The organism is Acidobacteriota bacterium (assembly GCA_016196035.1).
Classification (GTDB): domain Bacteria; phylum Acidobacteriota; class Blastocatellia; order RBC074; family RBC074; genus JACPYM01.
The window spans coordinates 23,220-43,701 of record JACPYM010000114.1; the positions used below are offsets into that span (position 1 = coordinate 23,220).

Annotated in this window: 12 protein-coding genes; 6 read left to right on the forward strand and 6 right to left on the reverse strand. The window is 60.1% G+C overall.

What is annotated here, in order from left to right; genetic code table 11:
• Position 1: 1 nt before the first annotated feature.
• Entirely contained in the window at positions 2-1,852 is a 1,851-nt protein-coding gene (locus HY011_32135; protein MBI3427596.1) for a bifunctional homocysteine S-methyltransferase/methylenetetrahydrofolate reductase, read from the reverse strand.
• A 470-nt stretch (positions 1,853-2,322) separates the two neighbouring features.
• Between HY011_32135 and HY011_32140 the strand changes: the two genes are divergently transcribed.
• Positions 2,323-5,574 (forward strand): TonB-dependent receptor, encoded by a 3,252-nt coding sequence (locus HY011_32140; GenBank protein MBI3427597.1) that lies wholly within the window; start codon positions 2,323-2,325, stop codon positions 5,572-5,574.
• 126 nt (positions 5,575-5,700) lie between these two features.
• Here the strand turns inward: HY011_32140 and HY011_32145 are convergent, their stop codons facing one another.
• The 5 genes from HY011_32145 to HY011_32165 form a co-directional block, all read right to left on the reverse strand.
• Positions 5,701-7,005, reverse strand: coding sequence for a hypothetical protein (locus HY011_32145; GenBank protein ID MBI3427598.1), 1,305 nt, complete (start codon positions 7,003-7,005; stop codon positions 5,701-5,703).
• A 346-nt stretch (positions 7,006-7,351) separates the two neighbouring features.
• A complete protein-coding gene (locus HY011_32150) occupies positions 7,352-10,477 on the reverse strand; it encodes a TIR domain-containing protein (protein ID MBI3427599.1) in 3,126 nt (1,041 codons plus the stop codon).
• Between the two features lie 213 nt (positions 10,478-10,690).
• Positions 10,691-11,821, reverse strand: coding sequence for an ATP-dependent 6-phosphofructokinase (locus HY011_32155; protein ID MBI3427600.1), 1,131 nt, complete (start codon positions 11,819-11,821; stop codon positions 10,691-10,693).
• Positions 11,811-12,029: a hypothetical protein gene (locus HY011_32160; GenBank protein MBI3427601.1), complete on the reverse strand. Its 219-nt coding sequence runs from the start codon at positions 12,027-12,029 to the stop codon at positions 11,811-11,813. Before HY011_32160 ends, HY011_32155 begins: the two co-directional genes overlap by 11 nt.
• 7 nt (positions 12,030-12,036) lie before the next feature.
• Positions 12,037-12,792: a Crp/Fnr family transcriptional regulator gene (locus tag HY011_32165; protein ID MBI3427602.1), complete on the reverse strand. Its 756-nt coding sequence runs from the start codon at positions 12,790-12,792 to the stop codon at positions 12,037-12,039.
• 749 nt (positions 12,793-13,541) lie between these two features.
• Here HY011_32165 and HY011_32170 point away from each other — a divergent pair.
• The 5 genes from HY011_32170 to HY011_32190 all read left to right on the forward strand — a co-directional run bounded on the left by HY011_32170 (position 13,542) and on the right by HY011_32190 (position 20,480).
• On the forward strand, positions 13,542-14,246 hold the full coding sequence (locus HY011_32170; protein MBI3427603.1) for a TetR/AcrR family transcriptional regulator: 705 nt from the start codon (positions 13,542-13,544) through the stop codon (positions 14,244-14,246).
• 145 nt (positions 14,247-14,391) lie between these two features.
• A complete protein-coding gene (locus HY011_32175; GenBank protein MBI3427604.1) occupies positions 14,392-16,227 on the forward strand; it encodes a long-chain fatty acid--CoA ligase in 1,836 nt (611 codons plus the stop codon).
• Between the two features lie 227 nt (positions 16,228-16,454).
• Positions 16,455-17,153, forward strand: a complete 699-nt coding sequence (locus HY011_32180) for a hypothetical protein (GenBank protein MBI3427605.1) — start codon at positions 16,455-16,457, stop codon at positions 17,151-17,153.
• Between the two features lie 6 nt (positions 17,154-17,159).
• A complete protein-coding gene (locus tag HY011_32185) occupies positions 17,160-18,050 on the forward strand; it encodes an Rpn family recombination-promoting nuclease/putative transposase (GenBank protein MBI3427606.1) in 891 nt (296 codons plus the stop codon).
• 39 nt (positions 18,051-18,089) lie between these two features.
• Complete coding sequence (locus HY011_32190; protein ID MBI3427607.1) at positions 18,090-20,480, forward strand: 3-hydroxyacyl-CoA dehydrogenase/enoyl-CoA hydratase family protein; 2,391 nt, start codon at positions 18,090-18,092, stop codon at positions 20,478-20,480.
• Positions 20,481-20,482 lie beyond the last annotated feature (2 nt).

Genomic DNA, 20,482 nt, shown 5'->3' on the forward strand with positions numbered 1-20,482 from the left:
TTTAACGCAAGGCCTCAAACACTTCCAAGGCAAACGGCACCCGCCCGAACGGGGCGGAAACTTGTACGCCCTGTACGTAAGGCCGCACTTCGGCCAGCATCTCTTGTGCAATCTTGATGCCTTCTTTGAGCGCAGCCGCGCCATCCTCGCAGTTGCGCATGCGTTCGAGAATGTTGTCGGGGACGGTGACGCCGGGGACTTCGTTGTTCAGGAACTCGGCGTTGCGGAAACTGACCAGCGGCCAGATGCCGGGGATGATGGGGATGCGGCAGTGTTCGATGCGTTTCAAGAACGTCTTAAGCTGATCGGTGTCAAAGACCGGTTGCGTGATGGCGTATTCGGCGCCCGCTTCGACCTTGTATTCAAAGCGGCGCAGCTCGTAATCCAAATCCTGCGCGCCCGGGTTGACGCCGACGCCGATGACGAATTTGGTCGGTTCGCCGATGGAGTTGCCGCCGGGGTCTATGCCGTGGTTCAGGCGGTTGACCAGATTGCACAGGCCGATGGCGTCAATGTCGAAGACAGCCGTAGCATCGGGATACGGCCCCATCTTCGGCGGGTCGCCCGTGACGAGCAGGAAGTTGCGCAAGCCCAGCGCCGCCGCGCCCAGCAAGTCAGAAAACATGCCCAACAGATTTCTATCGCGGCAGGCGTAATGCGTGACGGCTTCGAGGCCGACTTGTTGTTCGATGATCAAGGACACCGCCAGCGCGCCCATGCGCGATTGCGCGCGCGGGCCATCGGGCACGTTGACCGCGTCCACGCCGTTGTCTTTGAGCAGCCGCACGCTCTTGAGCATGGCGGACGGATCGCAGCCTTTGGGCGGGACGATTTCGACGCTGGTGACGAATTCATTGTTGGCGATCTTCTTCGCCCAACGCGAACGTTCGGCAAACGGCGTGGGCGGCACGGCTTGAGAGGCGCTCTCTTCGTGCGTGACGGCGGCGATGGAGGTGCGGCCTGGACTGAGCGCGCGCGCTGCGTCCACCATCAGCTTGATGTGTTCGGGCGTCGTGCCGCAACAACCGCCGACGAAGCGCACGCCCGCGCTGATCAAGCGTTTGGCGTATTCACCCAAGTAATCGGGCGAGGCCATGTACATGCGCCGCCCACCGACGTCGCGCGGATTGCCAGCGTTCGGTTGTGCGGACAGGCGGCGCGTCGTGTGCGGGCGCATCTTTTCGACGGCTTCCAAAATCGTTTGCGGGCCGACCGAACAGTTCAAGCCGATGATGTCATCGGGGCCGAGCCAGGCGTCCAGGCGTTCGGTGAAAACTTCGGGCGCGGTGCCAAAGGCCGTCTCGCCGCGTTCGTTGATGGTCATCTGCGCGAAGATGACGTGGTCGCACAGTTCGCGCACGGCCAGAATGGCTTGCCGCATCTCGGCCAAGTCGTGGAAGGTTTCGAGCACGAAGCAATCCACACCATTTTCCAGCAACACCTGCGCCTGCTCTTTGAAGAGAGCACGCGCCTCGTCCACCGAAGTCGGGCCGTAAGGTTCGATGCGCACGCCGATGGGCGAAATCGCGCCCGCGATAAACACGTCTTGTTTGGCGGACTCAATGGCGTTGCGCGCGAGCTTGACGGCGGCGGCATTGATCTCGGCCAGCTTGTCATCCAGCCCTTGTTTCGCCAGCCGCAACCGCGACGCGCCATAAGTATTGGTCTCGATGATTTCCGCGCCCGCCTTGATGTATTCGCGGTGGATGTTGGCGATCAGGTCAGGCGCGGACAGATTCAACTCGTCATAGCTGCGGTTGATGTAAACGCCCTTGCTGTAAATCATCGTGCCCATCGCGCCGTCAAAGACACGCACACGGTCGGCTTGAATAAAGTCTCGAAAGTTTTTCATGGTGATGTTTCCAAATGAAAACGCCTCACGTTAGGTTCACGCGAGGCGGTTGCCAATTTCGATTTGGGCGGCTCCAGAACAGGCTCTTTAGCAGTTTTTAGGGTGGAGCAATTCGCCGGAAATCGCCACGCGTTGAATTGTCGAGTCGAAAATGAAAGGCGAATCTAGCGTGCGCTTCGGGGTAGTGTCAACCGCAATTTTTGCTGGTTAAAGAGAGCGATTACGGAACAGACGGAAATAACAGAACAGACAGAAGAGGAACGAAAACCAATCGGTCACGATCCGTGCATTCTGTTATTTCTGTGTGTTCGGTAATCTCCTTTCTGCTCTTCACGCTGACCACGCACTGCGCTATCATCCGCCCCGTCGCAACCGCGCTTGACGATGGCGACGCCGGCACATTCAGCATTCATCAAGCACTCAACACATAGCCGACTGTTTACAGCCGACACCAACCCAGCGAGGTGTTTATGCTCCGCCTGTTGTCTCTTGCGCTACTGCTTTGCGCGTCGTCCATTTTTGCTCATCATCTTGACGACCTGGATCACGCCGTGATCGAAGGCCGTCTCACCGACGCCAATGGCGGCGCAATTCCAGCCGCCGCCGTCACGCTCAAACAAATCAACACCGGCCAGCAACGCCGCGCCGTCAGCAAGGCCGATGGCAGCTTCCGGTTCAGTGCGTTGCTGCCCAGTGTTTATGAATTGCGCATCGTCGCGCAGGGTTTTCAGACCGTCGTTTACCAAGACGTTCAAACCAGCGCGGGTCAAACCTTGCGGCGCGACTTCGCGCTCAATCCGGCGCAGGTCGCCGAGGAACTCACCATCAGCGCGACGGCGGGCGAAACGCAGGTGGACACGACGCGCACCATCGTCGGCGGCACGCTCAATCGCGCGCACGTTGACGAATTGCCCGTCGAGACGCGCAATGTCTTCGATCTGATTTACTTGCTGCCGGGCGTCGGCGCGCCCGCCTTCACCGACCGCGATTTGGCCGAGGGCGACCGCAAAGATAGCTTTGGCCGCACGCCCGAAGAGTCGGGTATGTTCAGCCTGAACGGCGGCACCGCGTTTTCAAACAACCTGACGATAGAGGGTCTCGACAACAACGACGACCGCAGCGCGCGCGAACGCTTCGTTCCGACAATGGACGCCGTCGAAGAAGTGCAGATCGTCACCAATCAATTTTCGGCGGAGTATGGCCGCGCGTCGGGCGGGCGCATCAACCTGCGTTTGCGCGGCGGCGCGAATCAGTGGCGCGGGCGCGGCTTTTACTACTTCCGCGATGAGAGCTTGAATGCCAATGCCTATCGGCGCAACGCCGATCCTGCGCGCGGCTTCCGCTTGCCCTTTCAAAATCACAATCCGGGCGCGAGCTTTGGCGGGCCGCTTAAGAAAGACAAGCTGTTTTTCTTTGCCACCTACGAATACGACAACGTGTATGACCGCGCGGACATCGCGGCGCTCGTGCCTGTCGCGGCGAACCCGGCGTTTGCGTTGCCCCAACCGAACGGCGCGAATCTGGGCTTCACCGCCAAAGACCGCACGGGCAAAAGCATCGTCGTCAATGACGGCGCGGCGGTGGGCTTGTATGACGAACGCATCACGACGCCGCGTCGCGCCCACACGCTGCAATGGCGCACCGACGCGCATTTCACTGGCACGCACAGCGCGTTCGGTTTGCTGACGCTGGCGCGCAATCGTGACGAACGCGGCTTCCCCGGTGAACGGCGCACGCTCGACACTTTGCGCGCGACGGGGCGCAACAGCGTTGGCCTTGCCTTTGGCGATGATTTCATCTTCTCGCCCCGGCTGGTCAACAACGCGCGCTTTCAGTTCTCGCGCCTGTTGCCGCACGATGCGCCGCCGGGTGATCAGCCCGTCGTGCTGATAGACATTGACGATCCGCGCGATGTGATCGGCGACACCAGCGACAACGCGCTCACGCGCACTGGCAGCCTGCTGGCTGGTTCCAGCAACACGGGCGGCCTCGAACGGCGCGAGATGCGCTGGCAGGCGCAAGACACGCTCAGTTATTCACGCGGCGGCCACAACGTGCGCGCGGGCGTGGACGTGCAGGCGATTCGTTCGCGCTTCGTTGATCTGAGCGATGCGTCCGGCACGTTCCGCTTCGCCTCGGTCGGCGATTTTCTGGCGAACAAACCGGCGCGCTACGAACATCGTTTCAACACCACGTCGGAGTTGCGCAACACCTACGCGGGCGTGTTTGCGCAGGATGATTGGCGCGTGCGGCGGCAGTTGACCTTTTCATTCGGCGTGCGTTGGGACAATGAGACGATTTTGAAAGACCGCAACAACATCGGGCCGCGCCTAGCCGTGGCCTGGGCGCCGCGCGGCTCGCATCGGATGGCGGTGCGCGCGGGCTACGGCATCTTTTACAACCGCGCGTTGTTGCGCACGCTGGACGATTACACGCTGACCTCGAATGCGTTGCTGGTGGATACGAACAACGCGGCGGCGGCGCGTTTGTTGACTGAATTGAGATTCCCCGCCGTGCTCGCGGCCAACGATGCGCGGGTGATGCAGTTGGGTGTGCGCGAGGCGGGCTTTTTGCGACGGCTGGGCAAGGACTTTCGCATCCCTGAAAGCTATCAGGCTTCGCTCGGCATCGAACGCGAGTTGCGGCGCGGGACAAAACTGGAGGTCAGCTACGTCTTCAATCGCGGCGCGCACCTCTGGCGCGAGATCAATGCGAATGCGGCGCGCTTGCCAGCAGGCTTTCGTGATTTTGCGGCTTATCTGACCGCGCGCGATTTCGACAACCGCGTCAACACCCAAACCGGTTTGCGGCCCATCACGACGACAGGCAATGCCGACAACGTGCGCTTCGATCTGAGCACGACGACCAGCCGCACTTTCACTGAGGCGGGCCGCTCGTTTGTGCTCTTCGGCTTGAACAATCCTTCGACCAGCAACGCGGCGGGCAGTTATCGCTCAGCGCTGGCGGCGTTGCGCAATTTGCGTCCCGACCCGGCCTTGACGCAGGTCGAAGAGTTGCAGGCGCTGGGCAACAGCGCGTATCACGGCGTCAGTGTTGAAGTGCTGCAACGCCTCAGCAAGCGCGGTTCGTTGCGCGCGTCATACACGCTGAGCAAGCTGATTGACGACGGCACACTCAACACTTCATCGCCGCTAGTGGTCGGTGATTTTCGGCGCGAGCGGGCCTTGAGCGCGTTGGATACGCGGCACCGCGTTGTGTTGAGCAGTTACTATCAATTGCCGAACTGGCTGGCGCGCTTGACGCTGGCGGGAACGTTGCAATTCAGTTCGGCGCGGCCCTTCAACATCAGCCTCGGTTCCAGCGGCAACGACCGCAATTTGGATGACGTGAATACCGACCGGCCCAATTTCAGCGGCAATAGTGAAGTGTTGAAATGGCGGCGCGCGAATGAGCCGTTGGCGAATGGCGTGGCCGAGGCGCTGACGTTGCCGACGCTGGGCACGTCGGGCAATTTGCCGCGCAATGCGGGGCGCGGGCCGAACACGTACACGTTGAATCTGCGGCTCGCGCGCGAGTTCCAAGTGGCCGAGAAGCGCCGCCTGACCTGGCAACTCGAAGCTTTCAACCCGCTCAACGCGACGGTCTTCAGCTTCGGCGCGGAGTTCGTCAATTTCAATCCGAGCAGTTTGGGCAATTTCATGGTGCCGCCGCGCACCGTCAAACCGCGCACATTGCGGCTGGGCTTGCGGTTTGAATTTTGACCTGGGTACGCACCGCTGCCAGCGTGCAGTCGTGATGAAAGACCGTTCAATGCCGAAGGGATGCCTTTCAGCATCCAGCGGTCTGCCGCCAAACCTGCACGCCGGCAGCGGTGCGTACCCAGGTGTTCACTGCCGCACACGCAACGTGAATTCAGGCGTATGCAGCAACGTATTCGCGCCCAGCGTCTGATCGCTGTTGATGGTTTGATAATTCAATTCCAGCCGGTAGGTGCCCGCCGGATAGAGGCCGCTCTGGTCATCTCCCAACTTCACCTCATAGCTTTGATGCGGCGCGATGCGAATCAGCTTGGTCGGCGAGGCGAGCAAACAAGTCGCCATGTTTTTCCAGTCGCCGCTGGCATCGCGGCGTTGCACGTCAAAGACGGTGCATTGGCTTTTGTGATCGGCGGTCTGTAACGGCAAATCAGTGTCGTTGAGGATGCGCGCGACAAACACCTGCCCGACGAATTGCGGCACTGCATCCAACAGCAGCTTGACGCTCTGGCGTGTGGGCATGGCCGTGACGCGGAAAGCGGGCGAAAGGGTGCTGAGCATCTCGCCGCTGGGAGTCGCAGGCGCGCCCGCCGTACCGAGAAAGTATTCGAAGAGCAACCGATACGCCCCCGGTTCTTTGAGCGGATTGGCGTTTTCGCCCGGCTGCAACACGACGCGCAGCGTTTCCCCTGCGCCAATCGTCACCGGCAATGACATGCGTTTCAGAAAGCATTCGCCGATGTCCCGCCAATCTTCGCCTGCCTGCCGCTGCAATCTGACGATGGAGCAATACGATTTCAGATCAAAGGCCGTGATGGGCTGCGCCGCGCCGTTGAAGATCGTCGCTGTGATCGCCTCGGCCTCGCCGTAATTGTTCTTGTCGGGATTGAGCGTGACGCCCTTGCCCGGCACAAGCACTGTCGGCAACGTCACCACGCCATCCAGTTTGGCGCGATAGGTCGGCAACGGCCCAGCCACGCGCGGATCAAGGTCCGCCGAGAGCGTCGCCAGCGCGATTTGCGGAATCGTCGGCGCGGCAAAGGTCGGCACCGGTTCCAACTGCGCTTCGATGTGTGCGGAGCGGCATTCCTTGTCGGCATCGCGGCGCACGTTCAAGCCAACGATTCCGCGCAGCGTCATTACCTGTAGGATCCGGCCATCGGGCGCGAAGATTTGCACCGTGCCCTGCACCGTCCCCAAGCCGTTGGCGTCGGTGGCGAACGTCAGGTCTTCCGAAATCAGCCGGCTGCCATCGGGGAAGGCCTCGCCTGTCTGATCGCAACTCGGATTGGCGCGCAACGTCCAGCCCAGCGCCGTGCGCGTGAGCGGGCCACCCGTGTCTTTGGAAAGAATCAGATTGTTGGATTGCGCCTGTGCACACAGCGTCAAGCTGAACGCCAGCGCCACGCTGAAGACAGACGGATCAATGCGCTTCATAAACTGCCTCCGGTTTGAAAAGGAACCTTGCTGTTTGCGACAGCAGCGGGTGGATACGGGGTTGGGTGAGTGGATGATTGTATGTTGTCTCGCGGGCGAAAGCTTAGCATAGCTGGGCGGCGGCGGGCGGGGGATTAATGAACTGCTCAAACGCCCTGAAAGGGCGCAATTCAATAGCCGTGGGCAATGCCCACGGAGCGCGCGACGAAGTCTAGCGGCCCCGAAGGGGCCGCATTTGAAGTCGAATACGGCCCCTTCAGGGCCGGAGAATTTACCCGCGCCTGTCCGTGGGCGTTGCCCACGGCTATTGAATTGCGCCCTTTCAGGGCGGGTAAACCGCGATTGCTCAGCCCAACGCCTGCCGCAATTCCTCAACCTCACCGTCGCGCCGGTGGTAGCCGGTTTGTGCAACCAGGTCGCGGGCCTGTTCCCAATGCGAGCGCGCTTGTGTTGCATCCCGCTGAGCCAGGCAGAGGCGGGCCGCTTCGAGATGGGCGTCCGCGAGGTGCAAGCGCATGGAGCCGCGCTGGGCGATGCGCAAGGCTTCGTTCACGTCCCGCCACGCCCGTGCCGCCAGCCCGGCGTCTGAACCCGCACCCGCCAGCCGCTGCCACGCGGCGCGGGCGAGCAGACCAAGCGGCAAGTAATCAAGCCGTCCGGCCTGCCGCAAACCGTCCACCGCGCGTTGCAACCATGGCCCGGCTTCGGCAAAGGCCGGGGCGGCGGCGGGCGCGGCGGGTTGCTGCGCTTCCCACAGCCAGGCGCGCCCCAGCGCAAGCTGATCCAGCGCGATGTCGAGCAGCGAATCTGATGGCACACGCCATTCAAAGAACTTCGCCGCGCGGGTGCGCATTTCCTGCCCGTGGCCTTGGGTCAGCAATAGGTCGCAGTATTGAAATCCCCGCAATGAGTAAAGGAGCGGATAAGTGGGGTCATATTCCTTTTGCAGCGTTTCGGCCTCACGAAAGGCGGCGGCGGATTCCGCTAACCGGCCTGCCTGATGCAGGGCATCCGCCAATTTGGTGCGCTCCACCATTCGCTCAAAGCTGTCGCCGCTGCGGTCGGCCAACTCGATGCATTGCTGCGCGTAAGCAAGCGCTTGCGGCAACTCGCCCAGCGTCAGCGAGAGTTCGCTGAGGTTGCGGGCGTTGATGGCGGCGTTTTTCCAGTCTTCCTGCGCAAGACGCATTTCCAACCCCGCCAGCATGGGTTGCGCCGCTGCCGGCAATTGCCCCAGAGCGCGCAGGTCAAAGCCCGCTTGATTTAGGATGAAACCTTGCTGCGCTGGCTTGAGTTCCGCCAACGGTTGCCGCCAGGGCGTGGCAAAAAAATTGCGCAGCGCGCCCAGATCAGCGCCAATCGCGCCGAGCTTTTTGATAACGAACCCTTCATTCTCTCTGTGAATCCGCCGCCAATGCACATCCCAATACGCATCATTCAACCGCCCCGCCGCGCAACCGTGCGCGATGGCGGCGAACAGCGGTTCCATTTCGGCCAGCGTATCGGGCAGGTCTTTGGCCGTGCGCGTGAGGTGTTCGTAAAGCCGGTCGTTGGCGGCGCGCCAGGCGTCGGGCGCTGTCTGTTGCAGCACGTCGCGGAAGTGTTCGCGCACCAGCGGATGAGCTTCTAACTCGTCCGGCGCGTGGTGGCTCTCAGCGTCGAGCAGCTTGTATTTGCGCAGCCGTTGCAGCGCCCGCAACCAGTTGGCCTCGTCCGTTGCGCCGATGTGATCGGTCAGTCCCGCAATCTTCGGCGCTTTACGCAACGCAGCCAGCGATGCTCCATCCGCCGTGCGGTCAAACAGGCCGAGCAGCCGCAGCACTTCGCTTTCGGCACCCGCGCCGAAACGCGCAGCCAGTGCGGCGATCACGCGGCGCGGGTGTTTGCCCGCGTCAACAGAAATGTCCAAATCGGGAATGCGCGCCGCCTCCGTAATCGAATGGCCGGTGATGTCGCGCAGGTATTCGGCCAGCAGCTTCAACGCCAGCGCGTGACTGCCGAACGATTCCGCCGCCGCCGTCAACTCTTCGTCGGTGCCGCGCACACCGCCTACGCGCAGGAACGCTCGCGCCGCGGCGGGCGAAAGGGTTTCGAGATTGAGTTGGATGAAGGCAGCGCTTGGTACGGAACGGGGAGCGTTAGCGACCTGCGCCTCGGCAATTAGCCCGCTGGCATCCATGCGTCCACTGTCAATGCTCAGGTCGCTGACGCTCCCCGTTCCGTAGCTCCCCGTTCCGTCTTCCAGCGCAGGCAGCCGTTCGCGCGTCGTGATCACACACAGCCCCGGCCCCGGACTGTTGTCGCGCGCCAACTCTTCGAGCAGCGTCAGCAAGGCCGGGTCTTTGAGCTTGCCGCGTTCGTGGGCGTGGGGCGATTGCAACGGCTCTAGGCCGTCCAGCAACAGCAACGTGCGCTGCTGACGAATCAGCGCGGCCAGGCGTTCGCCCTTGTCCCACGGCGTACCGGCGGTCGGGTCGGCGTCGCCAAACCAGCGCAGCGCCTGGTCTATGAACAAATCCGCCGAAGCCGCCCCTTGATTGATGCTGCTCGTGCCCTGGCTGTAAAACGACCAGGCGTAAACGCGCCGCGCGCCGCGATAGTTGTCGGCTTGCATGGCTTCGAGCCACTTGTTGACGAGCGTTGATTTGCCGACGCCACCCCAGGCGACGAAGCTGATGACCTTGACCTCCTGCTTTTCCCAAACCTCGTCGAGCAGGTTCAATTCCTTGTCGCGTCCGAAAACATCCATGCCGGTGCTGGGCAGCCGCGTGATGTCTATTTTTTCGGGCGCGGGCCAACGTGGCGCGGGCGGCGCTGGTGCAGGTGATGGCGGTGGCAGCGATGTTTGGTCGCCACCGCGCGAGCCGCCCAGGATGCCTTCTATGGGCAGAGCCGCGCCGGTTGCGGCTGGCGTGCCCAGGATGCCCGCGAGCAAACCGGACAGATCGCCGGGCAGGCTTTTTTCGATTAAGCCAATCAGCTTGCCGGTGGAACGTTCAGCCGATTGTTTCAATTCGATGCCCGCGAGCACGCGGTCGCAAATCTGCTCGGCCACTTGCGCAAACGGCACATCCCACTTGTTCTCGAAATCCACTGCGACGGTCTTGCCATCGCGCGGCCACATCTGTGTGTCTTTCAACCAGCGATGCACTTTCCACACGCACGGGCGCAGCAGGACGGGCAGCAAGACCATGCCTTCCTGCTCGCAACGCTTGAGCATGAACGGGACTTCTTCTTTGGCGCAAAAGTCTGAGGCCAGATAATCGGGCGAGATCAAACAGACCGAGACGGCGGCCTTTTCCATCGCGGCGCGGATTTCGGGATACCACTGATCGCCCGCGTCAATCCGGCGGTCTTCCCACACGTCGAGCACACCGGCCTGCTCCAGCGCCTTGAGCTGTGGCAACAGGCGGTCTTTCCAGAGTTCGTCTTTGTGACTGTAGCTGATGAAAACACTCGGTAATTCGGGCATTGGCGCTGCTCCTATCTTGCTTGTGGTCTCTTAGATCGGTTTTCACTTCGGTGTATGGCAAAAAGCCGCGCAGCGGGACAGTACTGAGCAAGCGGCGCTTCGGCGTTGCGTCAGTCAGCCATGCTTGACGCGCCGCTTGCTCACGCGCGCGGTACTGTCCCGGCGCGGCGCGCCTACCGTACACGCAAATGAAAACCGATCTAGGATTGCGTGTCATTCGTCGCCGAATGAAATGCCCAACTCGCGCGCCGACTTGATCACGTCAGATTCCAGCGGCACAAATTTGGTTTTGCTGATGGCTTCTTCCAGCGGGACGGTGACGATGGACGAGGCTTGCAGGGCGACCATGCAATTCTTTTCGCCGCGTGCCACGGCACGCACCGCCGCCGCGCCAAAGCGCGTCGAGAGCAGGCGGTCGGCGGGCGTGGGCATGCCGCCGCGTTGCAGATGGCCCAGCACCAGGGCGCGCGTTTCGTGTTTGGTCAGGCGGTGCAATTCGCGCGCGACCAGTTCGGCGATGCCGCCCAAACGCGGTTCCTGGCCGACTTCGGTTTGCTGATAGGTCAATTCGCCGCCAGTGGGACGGGCGCCTTCGGCGGCAACGATAATGGCGAAATTGCGTTTGTGCCGCCAACGGTCGTGAATCTTTTTAGCGATGGCCGCGTAAGCGAAAGGAATTTCGGGCAGCAAGATCACATCGGCACCGCCCGCGACACCGGCGTAAAGGGCGATCCAACCGGCGTTGCGGCCCATGACTTCGACCACCATCACGCGTTCGTGCGAGGCGGCGGTGGCGTGCAGCTTGTCAATCGCTTCGGTGGCCGTGGTGATGGCGGTGCTGAAGCCGAAGGTCAATTCGGTATCGGCCAGGTCGTTATCAATCGTTTTGGGCACACCGACGACGGGGATGCCGCGTTCGGCCAGCCGCGCGGCGATGCGCAACGTGCCGTCACCGCCGATGACGATCATGGCGTCGAGGCCCAGGCGCTTGAACCGTTTGATGACTTTTTCCGAAACGTCCACGACTTTGGTCTTGCCGTTTTCCTTGACGTTCCATTGAAAGGGATTGCCGCGATTGGTGGTGCCGAGAATCGTGCCGCCCGTGTGGATGATGCCGCGCACGGTTTGCGCGTCCATACGAATGACGCGCTTTTTGTGCAAGAGGCCTTCAAAGCCGCGCTCGATGCCATAGACCTCCCAGCCACGATTGAGGGCGCCGAGCACGACCGCGCGGATGACGGCGTTCAGCCCGGGACAATCTCCGCCGCCCGTGACGACGGCGATTTTTTTGGGTTTGCCAATGAGTTTCGTTGATTGCGCGGCGGCCTGACGTTTACGAACCATACTCGCAGTGTATGCAGGCGGGCGGCAAGTGCCAAGCGATTTGAATGCGGAATGCGGAATACGGAATGCGGAATTTCTTTTCCACGTCTGCACATAAAGCCAAAAGGCCGGAAAGCGCGTAGCGAACTTCCCAGCCTTTGTTTTTTTGATTGCGCAACCGAAATTCATTGCGCTGCAATCCACCTATTCCGCCTTCCGCATTCCGCATTCCGCATTCATTCGTCTTCGCCTTCATCGGCTTCCGCCGGTTCCGGGCGGCGCGGTTGTGATTGGGCCTGGGCGGTGAGCGCGGCGATGTCGTGAATGAGAATGCGGCGATTGCTGAACTCGACCACTTCGCGGCGGCGCAGGTCGTTGAGGTGCATGGTCACGGATTCGCGGGTGCTGCCGACCAGATCGGCCAGTTCGCGATGCGGAATGCGCAAACTGATCAAACGCCGCCCGCCTTCCTGCGCCACACCGTAGCGCGTGGCTAAATCGAGCAACACCTTGGCCAGGCGGCTGGCGATGCCATCCAGCGAGAGGTCGCAAATGCGCTCTTCGGCGCGCAACAAGCGTTCGCCAATCAGGCGGAAGAAGTATTCGTTCAAGCGCGGAAATTCGGCCATCAGGCGGATTACGTCCGCGCGCCCCAGCCGCACAATCGAGACCATGTCGTGCGCCAGCGCGGTGCGGATGCGTTTGCCGACGGCAAACAGGGCGTCTTCGCCAAACACGGTGCCAGGCGGCAGGATTTCGAGCAACACGCGGTTGCCGTGGGCGTCTTCGCGGGTGAGCTTGATGTGGCCATTGACCAGGCCATAAACGGCGTCGCGGTCGTCGCCCGTGCGATAAATGATGCCCCGGCGCGTGTGCGTGCTGAGCGCGACAAAACCCGCCAGTTGTTGCAAGGTGGCCCGGTCAAAATAACGGCTGAATTCCAATTGGGCCAGCGCTTCGGTTTCGCGCAGATAAGATGTAGTTGGTCTCATGGGTGTATGAATCCGTCGGTGAAGCGGCAAGGAGAAAATCGGCACCGCCAATCTCGCACGTGAATTTCAGGCAAACCAAACCATCCAGAAGCCGCCCCCTGGAAACGCGATAGCAGGCGGCGTGACGCGGCAAACGTTTCCGCACAAAAAAGCTGAACAGATTGTTTGCCACCCGCTGTTGCCCGCTTGTATTAGCTAGCTGAAAGGTGTCGCAGCGTCGGAAAGTGGGGAGAGGCGCATACAACGGCGCGCACGATAGCACGAACGTTTTTCTCCACGCAAGATGGTTTTGCCTTTATTTTCTAGGGTTTCCGTCGCTTCCAACAAGGTTCGCCCTGTTGGGCCGAGCCACCAGCGAACGCGGCAAACACTAGGCAGCAAATTTTCCGGCCAGAATTTCGAATAAAATTTGGGCGAGGGCCTTCCCTCAACCGGCGTTCCCGGCACGCCCACACGGACAGGACTTTTGCAAAGTCGCCGGCGAGAGCGTGCGAACGGTTTGGCTGACTCCCGATTCCTGACGCCTGACAAATTGAAAATGGCCGATATTTTTAGCTTATCAGGAATCAGGAACCGGGAATCAGGCGTCAGCCAAAGGTCTTTGGCTGACGTTTTGAGGACTTTGCAAAAGCCCTGACACACGGAACATCTTGCGCGCAGACGCAAGCGTCGTTTAAGATGCGCGCCGCTGAATGAATGCTCATTCAGTTTCTCCCAACGCAATCTTTTCCGCTTCAAGCACCACGCTGATGACGCACGCCCGCAGTAAAATCGCCAGTCACGTTGACCACGGGATTGACACTAGCGCCTCGCTAGCGTCAGCGGAACAAACCGAACCCGAAACCAAAGAACAGAATGGCCGGGCCGAAAAAGCCCGCGCCATCTTGCGCGCCGCCGCCAAGGTTTTCGCCCAGTCGGGTTATTTCAACGCCAAAGTCTCTGACGTAGCGCGCGCGGCGGGTGTGGCTGATGGCACGGTTTATCTGTATTTCAAAAACAAAGACGATTTGCTCGGGTCTATCTTCAGCACGGCGATGGAAGAGTTTCTGAGCCGCGCCCGCGCCGAATTGGCCGAGGTGTTTGATCCATGCGAACGGTTGCGGCGCTTCGCCCATTTGCATTTGACCCTGCTCGAACAGGAGCGCGACATGGCAGTCGTCTTTCAGGTTGAATTGCGCCAGTCCACCAAATTCATGGAGCAGTTCTCAACGACCTATCTGGCCGACTATTTCAAGGTCATCCGCGAGATTATCGAAGACGGCCAGCGGCGCGGCCTCTTTCGCGCTCAACTCAATCCGCAAGTCGTCGCCAAAGTCATTTTCGGCGCGCTCGACGAAATGGCGACCAATTGGATTCTGAGCCACAACCAGTACACGTTGACCGCGATGGTCGAGCCGGTGCTGGATATTTTGCTGAATGGCGTGAGCGGTGCGCCGTCGCCCGTGAACCGTTAGGCTGCGCCGGAATAAAGAGGAGAGAGATAACGGAACAGACGGAAACAACGGAACAAACTGAACCTGACCTGACAATCAGTTTGAGACTTCCGTCTGTTCCGTTATCTCCGTCTGTTCCGTTATCTCTCTCCTCTTCCCATTGAAAATGGCATTAACCGAAGCCCCTATCACCACGCTCAACGATCTCTTCCGCCAAGCCACGGCGGCGGACAAATCAGGCTTGCTCAATTTCAAAAAAGGCGGCCAGTGGCAAACGCTCTCCGCGCACGAACTGGCGGAATGCGTGCACGCCGCTGCAATGGGCTTGTATGCGCTGGACGTGCGTGCGGGTGACCGCGTCGGCATTCTGGCGGAAAACAGCGTCGAATGGATCATTGCCGACCTGGGTGTGTTGAATTGCGGCGCGGCGGATGTGCCGATTTACGCCACCCAAGCGCCCAAACAGGTGCAATACATCCTGCAAGACGCGGGCGTCGAAGTGCTCTTCATCTCTAATCAAGCCCAATATGACCGCGTGCGTGACGTGCTGCCCGCCACTAAACTGCGCGCGCTCATCGCCTTTGAACCAATTCAAGCCAGCGGGCGTGTGTTGCCCTTTGAAGAGTTTCTGAACTGGGGCCGTGCCGCCGCCAGCACCGAACCGGAGCTTTACGAAAGCCTCAGCCACAGCGTCACCGCCGATTCGCTCGCAACATTGATTTATACATCGGGCACCACCGGCGATCCCAAAGGCGTCATGCTCTCGCACGGCAATTTGCTGGCGAGCGTGCTCATCAATCACCGCGACGCCGAACTAAAAGAAAGCGAAACCGCGCTGAGCTTCCTGCCCTTCTCGCACATCTTTGAACGTAGCACGATCTATCTTTACCTGCACGCCCGCGTCACGACTTACCTGGCCGAAAGCATTGAGACCGTCGCGGCCAATTTACGGGAAGCGCGCCCGCATTTTTTCACCAGCGTCCCGCGTCTGTTTGAAAAGATGTATGCCAAGACGCTCGAAAAGGCCGAAGCCAGCGGCAAGCTGACCGCCGCATTGGCCGAGTGGTCTTTTGACTTAGCCCGCCAATGGGCGCGGTTGGCCAGTGAGAACAAACCCATCCCGGCGCTGCTCGGTTTCAAACACAAACTTGCCGATAAACTGATTTTGTCGAAATGGCGCGCGGCGCTGGGCGGACGCATCCGCGTGCTGGTCGCGGGTGGCGCGGCCTTGCCCGAAGATTTGGCCTATGTCTTTTATGGCGCGGGCCTGCCGATTTATCAGGGCTACGGTTTGTCAGAAAGCTCGCCGACGATTTCCTGCAACAACCCGCGCGAAAACCGCATCGGTTCGGTCGGTCGCCCGCGCCCTGGCGTCAGCGTGCGCATTGCCGAGGACGGCGAAATTCTGGCCGCCGGGCCGAATATCATGCAGGGCTATTACAACCGCCCCGACGAAACCGCCGCCGCGTTGGAAACCCATGCTGAGGGCCGCGTCTGGTTGCACACCGGCGACATCGGCCATCTGGATGCGGACGGGTTCTTGTACATCACCGACCGCAAGAAGGATTTGCTGAAGACTTCGGGCGGCAAATACATCGCGCCGCAACCGATTGAGAACGCGCTCAAACGCAGCCGCTTCATCAATCAAGTCGTCGTCATCGGCGATGACCGCAAATTCCCTGCCGCGCTGATCGTGCCGCAGATGGAGATGCTGAAAAGTTACGCCGAACTGAAGCACATCAAATACGCCGATCCGCGCGAATTGCTGACGCAGCCGCAAATCATTGACCTGTTCGAGCGCCAGGTTGCCAAGTTCAGCGGCGAGTTGGCGCAATACGAAAAGCTCAAAGGCATCGCGCTGCTAGAGAAAGAACTGACCATCGAGAGCGGCGAATTGACACCCACGCTGAAGGTCAAACGGCGCGTCGTCAATGAAAAGTATCGCGCGGTGATTGATCGGCTTTACGCTGAAAAAGAAGCGCAACATGCAGCGCGTGCTTGAATCTTATGAGCTTGAATCGTAACTGCTCAGCCCCAACGGGGCGACATAAAGAAGCCCGGTGCTTTGTACCGGGTGAGCAGGCGGATATTTGCCAAGCCCCAACAGGGCGCAATAGCAATAGTTATTCTGCCCCGTTGGGGCTTACTTGATATGATGGTTTGTTCCCAGGGCGTTGCCCTGGGCTTCTTTACGTCGCCCCGCTGGGGCTGAGCAGTTACGCTGAACCAATGAGCGAACACTTGCCCGTCCAATTGAAGATCACGCGCATCGCCAAACATACCCCCGGCATCTGGAGCTTTTTTATGCGGGCAGCGGATGGCACGCTGCCCAGCTTTCAAGCTGGGCAAGTCGCGGTGCTTGAAATGGTGGATCATCAACCGACCTACATTGCCTTCGCCTCTTCACCGGAAGAAGCCGAATACGAGTTTTTGATCAAACGCAGCGCCGCCCCGAATATCAGCAGCGCGCTCTTTGAACCGCAAATTGCCGAGCCAGTCCGGCTGCAACAAATCATCGGGCGCGGTTTTCCCGTCGAAGATTACAATGGTCACGATCTGGTTTTCGTCGCCATGGGCACGGGCCTCGCGCCGCTGCGTTCCGCGCTGCGGCACTTGTTTCACCAACGCGAGAACTATGACCGACTGATCGTGCTTTACGGCGCACGCACGCTCGACGATTTTTGCTTTGAAGACGAGATGACGACCGAATGGCGCGCCCACGGCGTCGAGCTACGCCAGGTGCTGAGCCAGCCCGACAACGAATGGAGCGGGCCGACGGGTTATGTGCAAAGCCTGCTTGATCACATCATCCCCGAATTGCAACAGCCGGTCGCGCTGGTCTGCGGTTCGCCGAAGATGATGGCGGAGACGAAAGAGCGGCTGCTGGCGCTCGGCTTTGCGCCGGACAAGATTTTGACGAACTATTAAACCCAGATGGCTGCCGAATACGACAACCTGTTGAAGTATCTGACCGAACACCACGGCGCGGCGCTGGCTTCGTGGTTGTTGGGGCGGCCCATCGGCGCGCACATCCGCCTGCTCAAATCCGAATTGTCGTTGCAACCGATCCGCGCCGATTGGCTGGCGCAATTCGATCTGGACGAAGAAATCCTACACGTCGAATTTGAGACCGACCCGGCCAAGAGCGATGTGCCATTACCTTTGCGGATGCTTGATTATTTCGTGCGCACCTATCGCCGCGAAGGCAAACCGGTGCGCCAGGTAGTCATCGTGTTGGCTGAAACCGGCGCGCCGATTCCCGACGAATTCCACGTCGGCGACACCTATCACCGGTACCGGGTCGTCAAGCTGTGGGAACAAGACCCCGCGCCGTTGCTGACTGCGGAGGGCCTGTTACCTTTGGCCGTGCTGGCACGCACGCCGGAGCCAGAAAAGCTCTTGCACGAAGTTGCCGAACGGGTGCAAAACATCGCGCAAGCAGACACACGCGCGGATTTGACCGCCGCCGCGTTCATGCTGGGCGGCTTGCGTTTCAACAAAACGCTGCTGCGCAGCCTATTCAGGGAGGAAATCATGATTCAATCTTCATCGTACCTGGATGTCGTGGAAAGAAGCGAGCAACGCGGCGAGCAACGCGGCGAGCAACGCGGCGAGCAACGCGGCTTGAATCTGGGCCGGCTGGAATTGCTGAAGGAGCAATTGAGTTATCGCTTTGGCACGCTCTCTGAGGCCGTGCAAAAGGCGCTGAACGAACTCGACTTGCTCGGACAAGTTCAATTGAGTCACGCGCTCTTTGACTTCAAATCCGCTGACGAGCTGACCACCTGGCTCGAACAGCACCAACCCAAAAACGGCGCGGTCTAAGGCAAGCTGCGCCAGGTTTATTTGCGGAGACTATTCATTATGCAAATCCGAAAAGCCGCCGTGTTGGGCGCGGGTGTCATGGGTGCACAGATCGCCGCGCACCTCGCCAACGCCGGCGTTCCCTGTTTGTTGCTCGACATTGCGCCCGCCGTACTGACGCCCGAAGAAGAGACCAGGAAATTGACGATTGAATCCCGCGCCGTCCGCAATCGCATCGCGCAGACCGGGCTGGAGGCGGCGATCAAAGCCAAGCCCGCCGCCTTCTTTGTGCCTGAACTGGCCAGTCTGGTCGGCGTCGGCAACTTTGAAGACGACCTGTCCCGGCTCAAAGAGTGCGACTGGATCATCGAAGCCATCATCGAAAAGCTCGACATCAAACGTTCGCTGTATGAGCGCATCGAACCGCATCTGAATCCGACCGCAATCATCACCTCGAATACGTCGGGGATTCCGCTCGCCTCGTTGGCCGAAGGGCGTTCAGACAATTTCCGCCAGCGTTTTCTGGGCACGCACTTTTTCAATCCGCCGCGCTATTTGCACTTGCTCGAAATCATCACGACGCCTGAAACAGACCCGGCGGTGACTGCCTTCATGGCGGATTTCTGCGACCGCACGCTGGGCAAAGGCATCGTTTACGCCAAGGATACGCCCGGCTTCGTCGCCAATCGCATCGGCAATTTTTCGATGTTGAATACCTTCGGCGTGATGCAGGATTTGGGCCTGACCTTTGAGGAAGTGGACGCGCTGAGCGGCACCGCCATCGGCCACGCCAAGAGCGCTTCGTTCCGCACGCTGGACATCGTAGGCTTGGATACGGCTTACAACGTGGCGCGCAACCTTTACGCCGCGCTGGTCAACGACGAGAAGCGCGAGGCGTTCAAGGTGCCTGCGTTTATGCAAGCGATGGTCGAGCGCAAGTTGCTCGGCAACAAAACCAAGGGCGGCTTTTACAAGAAAGTCGGCAACGACATTCTGACGCTCGACACCGCGACGTTTGAATATCGCCCGCAACAGAAAGCCCAATTCGCTTCGCTCGGTGCGGCCAAGCAAATCGAAAAGCTGACCGAACGGCTGTCCGCGCTGGTTTACGCGCAGGACAAAGCCGGTGAATTCCTCTGGCGCACGCTGTCGGAGACGGCTATTTACGCTGCCAACCGCATCCCCGAAATCGCCGACAACATCGTCGAGATTGATAACGCGATGAAATGGGGCTTCGCGCACGAACTGGGTGTGTTTGAAAAGTGGGACGCCATCGGCCTAGTCAAATCCGTCGAACGGCTAAAAGCCGAAGGCCGCGCGCTTCCGGCCAACATCGAAGCCATGCTCGCGAGCGGCGCGACCAGTTTTTACAAAAGCGAAAATGGCGTGCGGCAATACTTCGATTTCACCAGCAATTCGTACCAGCCGGTGCCGACACCTGCGGGCATCACGATTCTCAAATCGCTCAAAGACCAGAGCAAAGTCGTCAAGAAAAACTCTGGCGCAAGCCTGATTGATCTGGGCGACGGCGTGCTTTGCGTTGAATTCCACGCGAAGATGAACGCGCTGGGCGGCGATCAACTGGGCATGATTCAAGCGGGCATCAAAGAGGCCGTGCAGAATTTTGAGGGCCTGGTCATCGGCAATCAAGGCGAGAATTTCTCGGCGGGCGCAAACATCATGATGATCCTGCTGGGCGCGCAGGAAGGCGATTGGGATGAACTCTCAATGGCTGTCCGCCAGTTCCAAAACACCGTCGTAAGCCTGCGCTATGCGCCCGTCCCCGTCGTCGTTGCGCCGCACGGTCTGACGCTCGGCGGCGGTTGCGAAATGACCATGCACTCGACACGCGCCGTGGCAAATGCGGAAACCTACATCGGGCTGGTCGAAGTCGGCGTCGGCCTGTTGCCCGGTGGCGGCGGCACCAAAGAAATGGCCCTGCGCGCGGGCGATGCGGCGGCAGCCAATCCTGGCGCCGATCATTTCGAATTGCTCAAGCGCAACTTTGAACTGACCGCCATGGGCAAAGTCGCCACGAGCGCCGCCGAAGCCCGCAACTGGGGCATCCTGCGCAATACCGACCGCATCGTGATGCACCGCTCGCGCGTCATCGAAGAGGCCAAGCAAGCCGTACTAACGCTGGCCCGCGAAGGCTACCGCGCACCGCAACCGCGCCAGGATGTCTTGGTGCTGGGCGATGCGGCGCTGACCAAATTCAAGCTGGGCATGCACATGATGAAACGTGGCGGCTACATCTCCGACCACGATGCGCTGATCGGGACGAAGATCGCGTATGTCATGTCAGGCGGCAATCTCTCGCGTCCGAGCAAAGTCAGCGAACAATACCTGCTCGACATCGAACGCGAAGCCTTTGTGAGTTTGTGCGGAACGAAGGCTTCGCAAGAGCGTTTGGCGTTTATGTTGAAGACGGGCAAACCGCTGAGGAATTGATT

What these genes read in the sequence shown, in the direction of transcription:
- HY011_32135 (MBI3427596.1), bottom strand. Translation starts at nt 1,852, where the DNA reads ATGAAAAACTTTCGAGACTTTATTCAAGCCGACCGTGTGCGTGTCTTT.
- HY011_32140 (MBI3427597.1), top strand. Translation starts at nt 2,323, where the DNA reads ATGCTCCGCCTGTTGTCTCTTGCGCTACTGCTTTGCGCGTCGTCCATT.
- HY011_32145 (MBI3427598.1), bottom strand. Translation starts at nt 7,005, where the DNA reads ATGAAGCGCATTGATCCGTCTGTCTTCAGCGTGGCGCTGGCGTTCAGC.
- HY011_32150 (MBI3427599.1), bottom strand. Translation starts at nt 10,477, where the DNA reads ATGCCCGAATTACCGAGTGTTTTCATCAGCTACAGTCACAAAGACGAA.
- HY011_32155 (MBI3427600.1), bottom strand. Translation starts at nt 11,821, where the DNA reads ATGGTTCGTAAACGTCAGGCCGCCGCGCAATCAACGAAACTCATTGGC.
- HY011_32160 (MBI3427601.1), bottom strand. Translation starts at nt 12,029, where the DNA reads ATGCGGAATGCGGAAGGCGGAATAGGTGGATTGCAGCGCAATGAATTT.
- HY011_32165 (MBI3427602.1), bottom strand. Translation starts at nt 12,792, where the DNA reads ATGAGACCAACTACATCTTATCTGCGCGAAACCGAAGCGCTGGCCCAA.
- HY011_32170 (MBI3427603.1), top strand. Translation starts at nt 13,542, where the DNA reads ATGACGCACGCCCGCAGTAAAATCGCCAGTCACGTTGACCACGGGATT.
- HY011_32175 (MBI3427604.1), top strand. Translation starts at nt 14,392, where the DNA reads ATGGCATTAACCGAAGCCCCTATCACCACGCTCAACGATCTCTTCCGC.
- HY011_32180 (MBI3427605.1), top strand. Translation starts at nt 16,455, where the DNA reads ATGAGCGAACACTTGCCCGTCCAATTGAAGATCACGCGCATCGCCAAA.
- HY011_32185 (MBI3427606.1), top strand. Translation starts at nt 17,160, where the DNA reads ATGGCTGCCGAATACGACAACCTGTTGAAGTATCTGACCGAACACCAC.
- HY011_32190 (MBI3427607.1), top strand. Translation starts at nt 18,090, where the DNA reads ATGCAAATCCGAAAAGCCGCCGTGTTGGGCGCGGGTGTCATGGGTGCA.